This is a genomic window from Ligilactobacillus pabuli (assembly GCF_022836475.1).
Lineage (GTDB): Bacteria > Bacillota > Bacilli > Lactobacillales > Lactobacillaceae > Ligilactobacillus > Ligilactobacillus pabuli.
In genome coordinates this window covers 1-14,679 of record NZ_BQXH01000004.1, presented here as the reverse complement: position 1 = coordinate 14,679, position 14,679 = coordinate 1, and the positions used below count along the sequence as shown (strand labels likewise).

15 protein-coding genes are annotated in these 14,679 nt (G+C 40.3%); all 15 read left to right on the top strand.

Going from position 1 to position 14,679, the window contains the following annotated elements; all coding sequences use genetic code 11:
- Positions 1-165: 165 nt before the first annotated feature.
- The 15 genes from rimP (at position 166) to LPAF129_RS02785 (ending at position 14,566) form a co-directional block, all read left to right on the top strand.
- Positions 166-645: a ribosome maturation factor RimP gene (gene rimP, locus LPAF129_RS02855; protein WP_244054652.1), complete on the top strand. Its 480-nt coding sequence runs from the start codon at positions 166-168 to the stop codon at positions 643-645.
- A 30-nt stretch (positions 646-675) separates the two neighbouring features.
- Positions 676-1,869: a transcription termination factor NusA gene (nusA, locus tag LPAF129_RS02850; protein ID WP_244054651.1), complete on the top strand. Its 1,194-nt coding sequence runs from the start codon at positions 676-678 to the stop codon at positions 1,867-1,869.
- 17 nt (positions 1,870-1,886) lie between these two features.
- A complete protein-coding gene (rnpM, locus tag LPAF129_RS02845) occupies positions 1,887-2,183 on the top strand; it encodes an RNase P modulator RnpM (protein WP_244054650.1) in 297 nt (98 codons plus the stop codon).
- A complete protein-coding gene (locus LPAF129_RS02840; RefSeq protein ID WP_244054649.1) occupies positions 2,173-2,478 on the top strand; it encodes a YlxQ-related RNA-binding protein in 306 nt (101 codons plus the stop codon). The genes rnpM and LPAF129_RS02840 overlap by 11 nt, the downstream gene beginning before the upstream one ends.
- 76 nt (positions 2,479-2,554) lie before the next feature.
- Positions 2,555-4,951, top strand: a complete 2,397-nt coding sequence (infB, locus tag LPAF129_RS02835) for a translation initiation factor IF-2 (protein ID WP_244054648.1) — start codon at positions 2,555-2,557, stop codon at positions 4,949-4,951.
- Between the two features lie 39 nt (positions 4,952-4,990).
- A complete protein-coding gene (rbfA, locus tag LPAF129_RS02830; protein WP_244054647.1) occupies positions 4,991-5,347 on the top strand; it encodes a 30S ribosome-binding factor RbfA in 357 nt (118 codons plus the stop codon).
- Positions 5,348-5,522: 175 nt separating this feature from the next.
- Entirely contained in the window at positions 5,523-6,443 is a 921-nt protein-coding gene (gene truB, locus LPAF129_RS02825) for a tRNA pseudouridine(55) synthase TruB (RefSeq protein WP_244054646.1), read from the top strand.
- Positions 6,444-6,457: 14 nt separating this feature from the next.
- Positions 6,458-7,399: a riboflavin biosynthesis protein RibF gene (ribF, locus tag LPAF129_RS02820; RefSeq protein WP_244054645.1), complete on the top strand. Its 942-nt coding sequence runs from the start codon at positions 6,458-6,460 to the stop codon at positions 7,397-7,399.
- A gap of 126 nt (positions 7,400-7,525) precedes the next feature.
- The gene (gene hrcA, locus LPAF129_RS02815; protein ID WP_244054644.1) at positions 7,526-8,557 is read left to right on the top strand and encodes a heat-inducible transcriptional repressor HrcA; all 1,032 of its coding nucleotides are present in this window, start codon (positions 7,526-7,528) and stop codon (positions 8,555-8,557) included.
- Positions 8,550-9,158 (top strand): nucleotide exchange factor GrpE, encoded by a 609-nt coding sequence (grpE, locus tag LPAF129_RS02810; RefSeq protein WP_244054765.1) that lies wholly within the window; start codon positions 8,550-8,552, stop codon positions 9,156-9,158. The genes hrcA and grpE overlap by 8 nt, the downstream gene beginning before the upstream one ends.
- Positions 9,159-9,209: 51 nt before the next feature.
- Complete coding sequence (dnaK, locus tag LPAF129_RS02805) at positions 9,210-11,066, top strand: molecular chaperone DnaK (protein ID WP_244054643.1); 1,857 nt, start codon at positions 9,210-9,212, stop codon at positions 11,064-11,066.
- Between the two features lie 110 nt (positions 11,067-11,176).
- Complete coding sequence (gene dnaJ, locus LPAF129_RS02800; protein WP_244054642.1) at positions 11,177-12,298, top strand: molecular chaperone DnaJ; 1,122 nt, start codon at positions 11,177-11,179, stop codon at positions 12,296-12,298.
- A 178-nt stretch (positions 12,299-12,476) separates the two neighbouring features.
- Positions 12,477-12,986, top strand: coding sequence for a nucleoside 2-deoxyribosyltransferase (locus tag LPAF129_RS02795; RefSeq protein WP_244054641.1), 510 nt, complete (start codon positions 12,477-12,479; stop codon positions 12,984-12,986).
- A gap of 66 nt (positions 12,987-13,052) precedes the next feature.
- Entirely contained in the window at positions 13,053-13,604 is a 552-nt protein-coding gene (locus LPAF129_RS02790) for a GNAT family N-acetyltransferase (RefSeq protein ID WP_244054640.1), read from the top strand.
- A gap of 110 nt (positions 13,605-13,714) precedes the next feature.
- Positions 13,715-14,566 carry an alpha/beta hydrolase gene (locus LPAF129_RS02785; protein WP_244054639.1) on the top strand — a complete coding sequence of 284 codons (852 nt, stop codon included), beginning with the start codon at positions 13,715-13,717 and terminating at the stop codon, positions 14,564-14,566.
- The last annotated feature ends 113 nt before the right edge of the window (positions 14,567-14,679 follow it).

Sequence of the window (14,679 nt, the reverse complement as noted above, 5' to 3'; positions counted from 1 at the left end):
GAAATGTTGTCCGCATAGTGCTCAGCTTGCTTTTTTTAACTGAACATGCTAAGATAAAAACAGTAACTTGATAACTCGTAAAGAGTGGGCAGAAATGCTCACTCTTTTTATTGGAGAGGATCAAATCAATTTAACGTAAATGTTTATTAAGAAGGAGGATACGGCGTGAGCAGTGTTGTTGAAACGGTAACGGAGCTAGTAACACCTATCTTAGAAAATCATCAGTTTGAATTAGTTGATATGGAATTTGTAAAGGAAGGTCAGAGTTGGTACTTAAGACTCTTCATTGATAAAGAAGGCGGCATTACAATAGATGAATGTGCATTGGTCAGTGATGAGCTTAGTGAAAAATTGGATGCATGTGATCCAGATCCAATTCAACAGGCTTATTACCTGGAGGTTTCTTCTCCTGGTGCAGAACGGCCACTCAAAAAAGAAAGTGACTTTGAAAAAGCTGCAGCTAACCAGGCAAACATTTTCGTTAAACTTTATGAAAAAATTGCCGGCAGTAAGGAATATGAAGGACATCTCGTGAACTTAACAGCGACTGAACTAACGTTGGAGTACCGAGATAAAACTCGTCAAAAACAAGTCGTTATTCCTCGAGCTAAGATCGCTAAAGCGCGCTTAGCAATTGAATTTTAGATAAAACTGTTAAATAAGGAGTAAAATAACATGAGTAAGGAATTACTTGAAGCCTTAGATTCTCTGGAAACAGAAAAGGGCGTTAAAAAAGAAATTGTCATTGATGCATTGGAAAGTGCCTTAGTTTCTGCTTATAAAAGGAATTATGGTCAAGCTCAAAACGTTGAAGTTGAATTTGACCAAACCCGGGGTAACATTCATGTGTATGCCGTCAAGGAAGTTGTCCATGAAGTCTTTGACTCCCGCTTGGAAGTTAGCTTAAAAGATGCTTTAGAATTGAACCGTGCCTATGAAGTTGGCGATACGATTCGTTTCGAAGTGACACCAAAAGATTTTGGTCGGATCGCTGCACAGACTGCTAAGCAGGTTATTATGCAACGTGTTCGTGAAGAAGAACATAACATTATTTATAATCAATATGTTCAATACGAAAATGAAATCGTAACTGGTGAAGTTGAACGGCGGGACAACCGCTATATTTACGTAAACTTAGGTAAGGTTGAAGCTTTACTCTCTCGTCAAGATCAAATCGAAGGCGAAGAATATAAGTCACATGACCGCATTAAGGTTTATATTTATAAAGTTGAAAACTCTTCTAAGGGACCACAAGTTTTTGTTAGTCGTTCCCATGCAGATTTGTTAAAACGCTTATTTGAACAGGAAATTCCTGAAATTTACGATGGTACAGTTGAAATCGTGTCAATTGCACGTGAAGCTGGTGACCGGGCTAAAGTTGCAGTTCGTTCAAACAATGAAAACGTTGACCCAGTTGGGACGTGTGTTGGACCTCGTGGTGAACGGATCCAAACGATTGTGAATGAATTAAAGGGCGAAAACATGGATATTGTTCAATGGGAAGAAGATCCCGCCAACTTTATTGCGAATGCCTTGAATCCTGCTGACGTGATCGAAGTTCGTTTTGACCCGACTAACGAACATGTCTGCACGGTGATCGTGCCAGATGACCAATTATCTTTGGCAATTGGTAAACGCGGCCAAAATGTTCGTTTGGCGGCTAGATTGACTGGCTTTAAGATCGATATCAAGTCAGAATCTGACATGCAAGCTTTGGCTAATGAAACGGAAACGACAGTTGATCCTGAAGAATCACCAGAACAACTTAGTACTGATGAAGAACAGTTTATGACAGATGAACAAGCCGATGAAACTGCGGCATCAACTGAAAATGCTACAGAAGATATTGACCCAGAAGCTGCTAATTAATTAGGAGGTGGTCTACCATGGTAAAAAAGATCCCAATGCGTAAAGATATTGTCTCCGGAGAAATGTTTCCTAAAAAGGAACTAGTTCGTGTCGTTAAAAACAAGGAAAACGAAGTCAGCATTGACCCAACTGGTAAAAAGCAGGGCCGTGGGGCTTATATCCGGCTAGACGTCGCTGTTGCAAAGCAAGCACGTGAGAACAAAACATTTGAGAAATCGTTTGGTATTAAAATCGATCCTTCATTTTATGAAGATTTGATTGCCTACGTTGATCATCAAGTTGCTCGAATGGAATTATTTGGCAATGGAAAATAAACAAAAAATTTTAAATCTGTTGGGGCTCGCTCAAAGAGCTAGAAAAGTTGTTACGGGAACTGAAACAGTTTTAAAACAAGTACGAGCACATAAAGCTGTCATCGTCTTTGTTGCCAGTGATAGTGCAGCTAATACTCGTAAAAGATTTACTGATAAATGTCGTAGTTATGATGTCAGTTTAACTCTGGATTTTACAGAACTTGAGTTAAGCAGTGCGATCGGGCAGAAAAGAAGTGTGATCGCCGTGACAGATAAGGGCTTCGGCCGCAAAATGCTTGAGTTACTGTCGACTTAGGCGGATCGAACGGGGAACTGTTTGATTCGTTTCAGTCAAGCAGTTACTCCGCAGAATCTAATCGGAGGTTGATGGGATGAGCAAAACAAGAATTTATGAACTAGCTAAAGAATTGAAAGTAAACAGTAAGGATATTATTAAAGTTGCTGAAGATAAGGGCTTTGATGTTGGAAATCATATGTCAGTTTTAGGTGAGAATGAAGAACGCCAAATTCGTAATTTTTACCAGTCTAAAAATAAGCCTGCTGCTTCTCAAGCAAATCATAAGCAAAATAACCGACCACAAAATGGTCAAAAACCACAAAATGGTCAAAATAAAGCAGCGAGTGCTCAAAATAACGCTAAAACTCGCACTAATAATAACCAAGGTAAAAAGCCGGTCTCAGGGTCACAGAACCGTAATTCTGCTAAACCTAGGACTAACAGTAATGGAAATAGCCGACCAGTAAATAATAATAGTCGACCACAAAATAATAACCATCAGAGTAATGACAACCGTGGTTCACGCTCTAATAACGGAACTCGTTCAAATAACAACAATAGTTCTCGTTCTAATAATAATGGTCCACGTTCTAACAATAACAATCGTTTTGGCAACAATAATAACCGCAACAGTAACTTTAAGCGGAAGAATCGTCGTAATAACGGTCGTAGAAACAACCGGAACGTGCAAATTAAGCATAATCCAGTTTCTCAACGGAAGAACAAGCCGTTGCCAGAAACACTGGTTTATACCGTGGGCATGAATGTGGCTGAAATCGCCAAGAAGATTCACCGCGAACCAGCTGAAATCATCAAGAAACTCTTTATGATGGGAGTTATGGTCAACCAAAACCAATCCTTGGATCAAGATACGATTGAAATTTTGGCTGCAGATTACGGGATCAACGCTGAAGAAAAAATTGAAGTGGATGTTTCTGATATTGATAAGGTGTTTGAAGAAGAGCAACATAATCAAGAACATTTAGCAGCTAGACCACCAGTTGTAACGATCATGGGACACGTTGACCATGGTAAGACAACCTTATTGGACCGTCTCCGTAATTCACATATTACTGAAGGCGAAGCCGGTGGGATCACTCAGCATATTGGTGCTTACCAATTGCATCATGAGGATAAGATCATCACATTCCTGGATACTCCAGGACATGCGGCCTTCACAAACATGCGGGCTCGTGGTGCGGATATTACTGATATTACAGTTTTAGTCGTTGCCGCTGATGATGGGGTTATGCCTCAGACGATTGAAGCTATCAACCATGCGAAAGCCGCTGAAGTTCCAATTATTGTGGCCGTTAACAAAATCGATAAACCAGGTGCCAACCCGAACCATGTCTTAGAACAGTTGGCAGAATATGAATTAATTCCTGAAAGCTGGGGCGGCGATACGATCTTTGTCGAAATTTCCGCTAAGTTTGGTAAGAACATCGACGAACTTTTGGACATGATCTTACTTGAATCAGATATGTTAGAATTAAAAGCTAACCCAGAACAACATGGGGCAGGTTCTGTAATCGAAGCTCGTTTGGATAAGGGTAAAGGACCAGTTGCTTCCTTGCTAGTTCAACAAGGAACATTGCATACTGGTGACCCAATTGTTGTTGGGAATACCTTTGGTCGTGTGCGGACAATGACAGATGCTCGCGGCAAGCGAATTAAGAAAGCTACACCTGCAACTCCAGTTGAAATTACTGGTTTGAGCGATGTGCCTGATTCAGGGGATCGTTTCGTTGGCTTTGATGATGAAAAGACTGCTCGAGCAGCCGGTGAAAAACGGGCTGAACAAGCTGTTTTACGTGATCGTCAAAAGACCCATCATGTGACTCTGGATAACTTGTTTGATACTTTGAAAGAAGGAGAACTCAAAGAAGTTAGTGTGATCATTAAGGCCGATGTGCAAGGCTCAGTTGAAGCTTTGGCACAAAGTTTTAAGAAAATCGATGTTGAAGGCGTCCGGGTCGATATCATTCATCAAGCCGTTGGTGCGATCAATGAAAGTGATGTGACCTTAGCCGAAGCTTCAAATGCGATCATCGTTGGGTTTAACGTTCGTCCTACACCACGTGCTCGTGCTCAGGCAGAATCAGACAAGGTTGATATTCGTTTGCATAACGTCATTTACAAGGCAATTGACGAAATCGAAACAGCTATGAAGGGTCTGCTTGAACCTGAATACGAAGAAAAAATCATTGGTCAAGTTGACATTCGTGAAACTTACAAAGTTTCCAAGCTGGGAACTATTGGTGGTGGATTTGTCACAGATGGTTTCATTCAGCGTGAAAGCGGCGTCCGTGTCATTCGTGATGGTATCGTGATCTACGAAGGCAAGTTAGCTAGTTTGAAACGCTTTAAAGATGATGTTAAAGAAGTTAAATCTGGCTTTGAATGTGGTTTGATGGTTGAAAAATACAACGATATTAAAGTTGGCGACCAGATCGAAGCATTCATTATGCAAGAAGTACCAGCTAAATAAGACAAACAACTTCAGAAAAATTGCTGAAGGAGGATAATTATGGCACAACAAATACGAGTGGGCCGGTTAGCGCAAGAAATTCAACGAGAAGTTAATGATATCTTGCAAAAGCGTGTCCGCGACCCGCGTGTTTCTGGTGTGACGATCACCGGAGTAGATGTAACTGGTGATTTACAGCAAGCAACTATTTATTACAGTATTTTATCTGACTTAGCTTCTGAACAGAAAAAAACTGCCCAGGGACTGAAAAAAGCAACTGGCTTGATCAGGGGAGAACTTGGCCACCGGTTAAGTATCTACGTAACTCCTGAAATTGAGTTTGTTCAGGATAAGTCAGAGAGATATGGTGAACATATTGATGAATTGCTGCGTCAGTTAAACCAAGAAGAACGATAATAAGCTGAATCTGATGACAGCAGCCCTGATGTGTCAAGCAAAAGGGTAGCTGAAATCATTTGAATTTAGTGAAGGTCGCTGCAAAACAATGTTTTGTGGCGACTTTTTTTAAGTTATTGGAATCGGTCGTGTGCGACTTAAAAAATGAATTTAAAGATAAGGTGAGTACAACTTGATGGACGGAATATTACCTTTATACAAAGAACGAGGTATGACTAGTAACGATGCAGTTTTTAAGTGTCGTAAAATTTTTAAAACAGGTAAAGTAGGCCATTCTGGGACTTTAGATCCCAACGTGGATGGTGTCTTACCAATTTGTATTGGCAGAGCAACTAAGGTTGTAAATTATATGATGGAATCTGGTAAAGTTTATCAAGGAGAGATCACATTAGGGTTTGCCACCGAAACTGAAGATTTGGAAGGAGAAATTGTTGAACAAACTGAGTTGCAAGCGGCAATTCCTGCTAGCCAAATTGATGAAAAAATGCAGGAATTAACCGGGACCATGATTCAGATCCCACCAATGTATTCTGCAATCAAGGTTAACGGCCGGCGGTTATATGATTATGCTCGGCACAATGAACCAGTTAAACGACCTGAACGTCAAATTACGGTTGACTACTTTAAACAAACTAAGCCGACTGTTTTTGACCCTGAAACTGGAAGACAAAAGATTTATTTTGAAGTTGGTTGCCAAAAAGGGACTTATGTTCGGACCTTAGCTGTCGACTTGGGTAAAAAATTGGGGGTTCCGTCGGTGATGTCAGAGTTAACTCGGTTAGAAAGCGGCGGTTTTACTTTGAATGACGCGGTGGATCTTAAGACTTTAGCGGCGATGGATGAATCAGAATTGCAACAGGCCTTGAAACCAGTTAGTCATGCATTACACAAGTATGCGCACTATGATTTAAACGAGGAACAATGGAAAATTGTGCAAAATGGCGGCTTTTTAGCTCCCGCTCGTTTAGGGGTTGATCTGGAAAAACTGCCTGAGAAAAAATTGGTCCTGTTCTATGAAGATCGTGCTCGGTGTGTCTACTATTACAAGGAGTCTAAACAAAGATTCCAACCTGAACAAATGATTGATTTAGTTTGAAAGGAAAAATGAAAATGCAAGTAATTAATTTAGCTGAACCATACGATCAAAATTTGATTGCAGATGAACCAGTAGTGTTAGCGTTGGGATTTTTTGACGGTGTCCACCGCGGACATCAAAAAGTAATTCAAACAGCTAAAACTGTTGCTCAAGAAAAACATCTACCATTGGCAGTCATGACTTTTGACCGTTATCCAAAAATTGCCTACCAAGGTTTAGATCCAAAAGAAGTGCGGTATTTAACTTTATTAGATCGGAAGTTAGAACTTTTTGCTGAAAATGATGTTGACCTAGTTTACGTGGTAGAATTTAACGAAAACTTAGTACCAATGGGGCCACAAGAATTTGTCGATAAGTATATTGTCGGCTTAAACGCTGTAGCTGCTGTGGCCGGTTTTGATTTTACCTATGGCAAAGCAGAAATCGCTAATATGCAGACTTTAGTTGATTATGCCGCAGGTCGCTTTGAGGTGCATGAAGTTTCGCAACTGCAGGACTGTGCAGAAAAAGTGGGTTCTACCCAAATTAAGCACGCCCTAGATCAAGGACAAATGGAAAAAGTAAACCAACTTTTGGGTTATCAGTTTGAAATTTCTGGAGTAGTGGTCCATGGTGAAGCACGTGGACGTGAAATTGGCTTTCCAACGATCAATGTCCAAAGTGATGACCAACAGAAACTACCTGCAATCGGTGTTTATGCGGTTAAAGTAGAAATTGCTGGCCAGTGGTATGGTGGAATGGCATCTGTTAGTCACAATGAAACCTTTGGCCCTAATCGTAATTTGACAGTTGAGATTAACTTGTTTGACGTTCATCAGGATTTTTATGATCAAACAGTGCGTGTTTTGTGGGTCAAATTCTTACGTCCCTCAGTTAAATTTAGTGGGGCAAAAGAGCTGGTTGAACAGATGAAGCAAGATGAAATTGACTCACGCCGTTGCTTACAAAAAGATTAATTGCTCGTTTTAGCGGAAATTCTGCTAAAAAACATTGACTTTCCTTGACGTTTAATAAAATGTCGTGTATATTAATAATTGACTTAGCACTCAAACATGCTAAGTGCTAAAAAAGAGGTGATTGTAGTGCTAACACAAAGACAATTGCTGATTTTGGAGACAATTATTCAGGACTACGCCAATGTTGGCCAACCAATCGGTTCAAAAAAATTGCAAGAACAGTTACCTGTTCACGTCAGTACAGCGACGATCAGAAACGAGATGGCAGTCTTAGAGCGGGCTGGCTTCATTATGAAGGAACATTCAAGTTCTGGTAGGGTCCCATCACTAAGTGGTTATCGTTATTACATTGACAATCTGGTTAAGCCTACTAAAGCTGACCAAGGTGCAGTGCAAGCGATCAGGCACGCTTTGGCTAGTAACTTTTCCAAGGTCGATGAGATTATCGCCATGTCAGCACGGCTGTTATCAGAGATGACTGATTACACAGCAATTTCTTTAACGCCAGGTTCGACTGGAGTAAAGCTCGAAGGTTTCCGTTTGGTACCATTAGGAAGTTCTCAGGTCATGTTGATCATGGTGACGAATGATGGTACGGTAGAAAGTCAAATTTACAATGTGCCCGCTGGAATGCACGGTGATCAGCTGGAAGCCGTTGTTCGTTTGATCAACCAGGAAGTTGTTGGTCTGCCAATTGAAGAAGTTAGTTCCAAATTGCAGGCCATTGCGCCGAAACTAATGGGCTATTTACGTGGTTCGTTGAGTATGCTGGACGTTTTTGATAACGTTTTGGGCAAAGCCGTTCATCAACAGGTCTTTGTTGATGGTAAGAAAAACTTACTCAACCAGCTGACTAGCGATAATATTGAGCAGGTCAAATCAATTTATAGTTTGGTTGATCATGGGCCAGGCTTAGGCCAATTATTAGCCAATACCAATGATATTGCCGTGATGATTGGTGATGAGTTGCCAGATAATCTATTAACAGATTATAGCTTGATTTCTGCGAAGTATCAGGATGGTAACGCTGGCGAGGGCTTAATTGCGATTTTAGGTCCAACCAATATGCAATATTCAAAGGTCTTAGGTTTAGTTGATGCCTTGCGGTTAGAATTATCGCAACGGTTAAGTAATTACTATCGTGACTTTAATGATTAGGAAAAGGGGTGTTGATTTGGCTGACGAAAAAAACTTAACAGAGGAACAAAAGTCAGAAGAAATCAATGACACTGCTGAAAAGGCAGAACAAGCAGATGTACAATCAGTTGAGACAACTGAATCTGAAGAACAAACAGAACAAGCAGAACAAGCTCAATTAACTGAACTTGAAAAAAAGCTGGATGAAACTGAAGATAAGTATTTACGAGCTCAAGCCGAAATTGCAAATATGCAGACTCGGTATAAAAAAGAGCAAGAACGCTTGTTAAAGTATCAAGGTCAATCGATTGCCAAGGCAATTTTGCCGGCAGTAGATAATTTGCAACGTGCTTTACAAATTGAAGTTGATGATGAAAACTCCAAACAGTTGAAAAAGGGCGTTGAAATGGTGGCCAACGATATTCAAAATGCATTATCAAGCAATGATGTCGTTCAAATGGATGCCTTGAACCAAAAATTTGATCCTAAATTCCACCAAGCTGTTAAAACAGTTCCAGTGGAAAAAGGACAAGAGTCCGATACAGTTGTTCAAGTTTATCAAGAAGGCTACATGTTAAAAGATCGCGTTTTGCGACCAGCAATGGTAGTCGTCGCACAATAAAATTGTTAAATAAAATTTATTAAATTAATATTTTAAGAGAGGTAGAATTGTATGTCAAAAGTTATTGGTATTGATTTAGGGACCACCAACTCTGCAGTTGCTGTCCTTGAAGGTAAAGATGCAAAAATTATTACAAACCCTGAAGGTAACCGGACTACACCATCTGTTGTTTCATTTAAAGATGGCGAAACACAGGTCGGTGAAGTTGCTAAGCGTCAGGCAATTACAAACCCTGATACAATTGCTTCTATTAAGAGCCACATGGGCGAAGTAAACTACAAAGTTTCAGTTAACGGCAAGGATTATACACCACAAGAAATTTCAGCAATGATTTTACAATACATTAAAGAATATGCTGAATCATACTTGGGCGAAACTGTTTCTCAAGCAGTTATTACTGTCCCTGCTTACTTTAATGATTCACAACGTCAAGCAACTAAAGATGCTGGTAAGATCGCTGGTTTGAAAGTTGAACGAATTGTCAACGAACCAACAGCTGCAGCTTTAGCTTATGGCTTGGACAACACTGACAAAGATGAAAAAATCATGGTTTATGACCTTGGTGGTGGGACATTTGATGTTTCGATCCTTGAATTAGGCGATGGTGTGTTCCAAGTTCTTTCTACAAATGGTGATACACACCTTGGTGGGGATGACTTTGATAACAAAATCATTGATTGGTTAGTTGCTGACTTTAAGCAAGCTAATGGCATTGATCTATCTAAAGACAAGATGGCTATGCAACGTTTGAAAGACGCTGCTGAAAAAGCTAAGAAGGACCTTTCAGGAATTTCTTCAGCTCAAATTTCATTGCCATTTATTACTGCCGGTGCTGCTGGTCCTTTGCATTTGGAAACAACTTTGACACGTGCTAAGTTCAACGAATTAACTAGTGATTTAGTTGAAAGAACACGGATCCCAGTTCAAAATGCTTTGAGAGATGCTGGTTTGTCTAACAGCGAAATCGACGAAGTGATCTTGGTTGGTGGTTCAACACGGATCCCTGCAGTTAAGGAATTAGTTCAAAAAGAAACTAACCATAAGCCAAATGAATCAGTTAACCCTGACGAAGCCGTTGCTTTGGGTGCTGCTATCCAAGCCGGTGTGATCACTGGTGATGTTAAAGATGTTGTTTTACTTGATGTTACACCACTTTCATTGGGGATCGAAACAATGGGCGGTGTCTTCACGAAGTTGATCGATCGGAATACAACGATCCCAACATCTAAGTCACAAACATTCTCAACTGCTGCTGATAACCAACCAGCCGTTGATATCCATGTTTTACAAGGTGAACGTCCAATGGCTGCCGACAACAAGACTTTAGGTCGTTTCCAATTGACAGACATTCCAGCTGCTCCACGTGGTATCCCTCAGATCCAAGTTACATTTGATATTGACAAAAACGGTATCGTAAATGTTTCTGCTAAGGATATGGGTACTAACAAGGAACAAAAGATCACTATCAAGAGTTCATCCGGTTTGTCAGATGAAGAAATTGATCGCATGGTCAACGAAGCTAAAGAAAACGAAGAAAACGATAAGAAGCGTAAAGATGAAGTTGATTTGAAGAACGAAGTCGATCAACTGATCTTCCAAACAGATAAGACTTTGGATGAAGTTAAAGACAACAAGGTTGTTGGCGAAGACGAAATTCAAAAGATCAAAGATGCGCGTGATGATTTGAAGAAGGCTCAAGAAGCCAACAATATTGATGATATGAAGACTAAGAAGGACGACTTAACCAAGTTAGTTCAAGATATGTCTGTTAAACTATATCAACAAGCACAAGAAGCTCAACAAGCTCAAGGTGGAGCTGATGGTGCTGCAAATGATAACGGCGGAGCTGCTGACGACGGAACTGTTAATGGTGATTTCAAAGAAGTCGATCCGGACGACAAGAACTAATTAGCAACTGCCTTTAAAAAGTCGAAGTCCGCTGTGGACTTTGGCTTTTTATTTAGCGTTAGATGTGATAAGCTTTGATAATGTAAGAAGAATTAATTTGGAGGACGAATATGGCTGAGCAAAGAGATCCATATGAAGTTCTTGGAGTTTCCAAGGATGCTTCTGCTGATGAAATCAAAAAAGCATACCGGAAATTATCTAAGAAGTATCACCCTGATTTAAACCATGATGAGGGTGCAGAAGAAAAGTTTAAAGAAGTTAATGAAGCCTATGATATTTTAGGCGACGAACAAAAGAAAGCCCAATATGACCAATATGGTTCCATGGGCCAAGATGGCGGCTTTGGCGGTGGCCAAGGCTTTGGCGGTCAAGGCGGTTTTGGAGACTTTGGCGGTTTTGAAGATATTTTTGGTTCATTTTTTGGCGGCAATCGTGCACAACAAAATCCCAACGCTCCACGTCAGGGTCGTGATTTACAATATGAGATGCACTTGACCTTCGAAGAAGCAATTTTTGGGAAAAAGACGACGATCGATTATACGCGTGAAGCACAATGTGCAACTTGTAATGGTTCAGGTGCCAAGCCTGGTACATCACCAAAAACATGTTCCAAATGTGGCGGCCGCGGATATGTATCGGTCCAACGTCAAACACCATTGGGCCGCGTGATGACTCAACAAGAATGTGATGTTTGTCATGGAACTGGTAAAGAAATCACGGATAAGTGTGAGACTTGTCATGGTGTTGGTCATTTGAGACAAAAACATGCCGTTGAAGTTAATGTGCCTGCTGGTGTTGAAGAAGGTAATCAGATGCGCCTGCAAGGCCAAGGTGAAGCTGGTAAGAACGGTGGACCTTACGGTGATTTGTATATTATCTTTACTGTTGAACCAAGCAAGATCTATCAGCGTGATGGTGCCGATATTTATTTGGATCAGAACATTTCTTTTGTTCAAGCTTCACTTGGTGATGAAGTTGAGGTTAAAACTGTCCACGGTAAGGTCAGCTTAACGATCCCTGCCGGAACACAAACTAATACGACCTTCCGCTTACGTGGGAAGGGTGCACCGCGTTTGCATGGTAAAGGAAACGGTGATGAACGTGTTACTGTGAAGGTTGTGACACCAACGAAGTTGAATAAGAAACAAAAAGAAGCGTTGCATGCTTTTGCAGCAGCTTCAGGTGAAAAACCAACCGGCGACGGTTCGTTTTTCGACCGCTTTAAAAAGTAATTCATTATAAAACTACGTCATCTCAGTCCAATCTAGGGTTTTGAGGGCGTAGTTTTAGTGTCTACTAGTAGACAAAGAAGAAAAGTTCTAAAGTGAGTAGAATGGTGATTGCTTTTTGCCAGTATTTTTCCTAAAATTAAGGTAGCACTTAAAAATTAAGTTAGTGAGGAGATTAGAAATGACTATTCAAGAAAATAGCGTCATAACTGACCCAGATGTTGCACCCGTTAAAGCCTATATTGGGTGCGCGTGGTTTAATGAGGAACAAGACCGGCTTCGTCAAGCTGGTTTAGCTGCGATTCAAAAAAATCCGACGATCAGCCGGAAATTTTCCCACTATCCGTTAGATTTTCAATACAAGGATTTGAACGTCAATGAACACCCAGAAGTAATGGGGGATGTTGAATGGCAAGTTCAAACTTTCCGGGCAGATATTGCCGGAATTAAAGGCTCTGATCTCGGGATCATGCTCTTTAATCCAAGTTATATTGATGATGGTATTGCTTATGAATGTGGTGTTTTAGCCACGATGAATAAGCCAGTTGTCTTGGTTATTCCAGATGATGATGAAAAACCATTGAACTTAATGATGGCTCACGGTGTAACACGAGTCATTAAAATTTCTGAATTGGCTGAATTTGATTTCCGTCATGTGACTTTAGGCACTTATACTGGGCAAGTATTTTAGCGTGAATGTTTGAGGCATAATGTCAATTGGCATTATGTTTTTTATTTAGGAGGATGAAAGTTTATTATGAATTTAAGATTAAGTTTGTCAGACCCAACTACTGCTGATTTTGAAAAGGTGTATGCTTTATACCAACAAGCATTTCCAGTTGATGAGTTATACCCTAAGGAATTATTGTTCAGCCATTTTAATGAAGCTAGTAATGAATTCTGGAGTATTTATGACGACCAAAAGTGGGTCGGCTTAGTTTATTGTATGACAGAAAAAGACCTCACTTATGTTGGCTTTTTAGCGATCGCACCAGAATTACGAGGCGAAGGCTATGGAAGTGCAACTTTGGCCTTAGTCAAAGAAAAGTATGCCAATAACCGGGTGTGCTTGTTGATTGAAGAAGTTTCTGACAAATATGCAGACTACGAAGCACGGAAAAAGCGTTTTTCTTTCTATCAAAAAAATGGTTTTCAGTCGGCCGGTTTTAAAATTGCTGAATATGATGTTCATTACGACTTTTTGGTAGCTACGGGTCAATCATTGACTAGTGCTGAATATTTGTCGTTGATCAATCACTATTGTGGACCAGAATATGCCAAGGTCGTGAACTCACACGTGGTTGACTAAAATTAAATTAACCGATTTTAAAAAAATCTAATTAAAAGTTAGTAAAACTTTTGCTATAATAGATTTGTTGTTTTGCAACAACAAATACATTTAATTAGAGGTTGATCATAGTGAAAAAGACTATTCAGGTTAATATGGAACGTAGCGGCTTATGGCAAGACACTAATGTAACTTATGCTCAGGTTCCAGGCTGGTTAGGACATGCAACTCGGGATCTTAAATTAACGGTCATTCGACATTTTGAAGGACAGGCTGAAAAGATGCCAGTGATCGTTTGGTTTGCCGGTGGTGGCTGGATGGATGTTGACCACAACGTTCATTTACCAAACCTAGTTGATTTTGCTCGGGCAGGATTTGTTGTGGCTAGTGTTGAATATCGTCACAGTAATCTAGCCAATTGGCCTGCGCAACTAGAAGATGCAAAAGCAGCAATTCGTTACCTGAAAGCTCATGCAGCTACCTATCAAATTGACCCAGACAAAGTGATCGTGATGGGAGAATCAGCTGGCGGACATTTAGCAAGTATGACAGCTTTGACTAATGGCATGTCCCAGTATGAAACTGGTGCCTACTTAGAACAAAACAGTGATGTTGCGGTAGCTGTTCCCTGGTATGGAGTAGTTGATCCATTATCGGCTAAGCAAAATAGTGCTTCAGACGATTTTGACTTCGTTTATCGAAACTTGTTAGGTGCTGAACCAGAAGAAGCACCTGAATTGGACCAAGCCGCTGATCCTTTGAGTTTTGTTGAAAAAAATCAAGTGCCTTTCATGATTTTACATGGGACTAAAGATGAGGTTGTACCACTTGCTGATTCTGAAAAATTGTACGAAATGTTGGTTAAAAATGGACATCCTGCTGATTTAATCGAATTAGAAGGAGCAGCCCACATGGATGAAGCTTATTTGCAGCCAGAAGTTAGTCAAATGATTACTGATTTTATTAACAAACAATTGAAATAATGGGACTTTGTCAAATAGTGTTGATGGTCCTTGGAACTCTATCTTAAAGGTAGGGTTCTTTTTTATACTCTAGTAGCTAGTTTAAAGTGCCGGTTTTGTGTGGTTGGGGCTGG

Coding starts and splice junctions, on each gene's coding strand:
- truB (WP_244054646.1), top strand. CDS start 5,523: ATGGACGGAATATTACCTTTATACAAAGAACGAGGTATGACTAGTAAC.
- dnaK (WP_244054643.1), top strand. CDS start 9,210: ATGTCAAAAGTTATTGGTATTGATTTAGGGACCACCAACTCTGCAGTT.
- rnpM (WP_244054650.1), top strand. CDS start 1,887: ATGGTAAAAAAGATCCCAATGCGTAAAGATATTGTCTCCGGAGAAATG.
- infB (WP_244054648.1), top strand. CDS start 2,555: ATGAGCAAAACAAGAATTTATGAACTAGCTAAAGAATTGAAAGTAAAC.
- LPAF129_RS02840 (WP_244054649.1), top strand. CDS start 2,173: ATGGAAAATAAACAAAAAATTTTAAATCTGTTGGGGCTCGCTCAAAGA.
- LPAF129_RS02790 (WP_244054640.1), top strand. CDS start 13,053: ATGAATTTAAGATTAAGTTTGTCAGACCCAACTACTGCTGATTTTGAA.
- ribF (WP_244054645.1), top strand. CDS start 6,458: ATGCAAGTAATTAATTTAGCTGAACCATACGATCAAAATTTGATTGCA.
- dnaJ (WP_244054642.1), top strand. CDS start 11,177: ATGGCTGAGCAAAGAGATCCATATGAAGTTCTTGGAGTTTCCAAGGAT.
- grpE (WP_244054765.1), top strand. CDS start 8,550: ATGATTAGGAAAAGGGGTGTTGATTTGGCTGACGAAAAAAACTTAACA.
- LPAF129_RS02795 (WP_244054641.1), top strand. CDS start 12,477: ATGACTATTCAAGAAAATAGCGTCATAACTGACCCAGATGTTGCACCC.
- nusA (WP_244054651.1), top strand. CDS start 676: ATGAGTAAGGAATTACTTGAAGCCTTAGATTCTCTGGAAACAGAAAAG.
- rbfA (WP_244054647.1), top strand. CDS start 4,991: ATGGCACAACAAATACGAGTGGGCCGGTTAGCGCAAGAAATTCAACGA.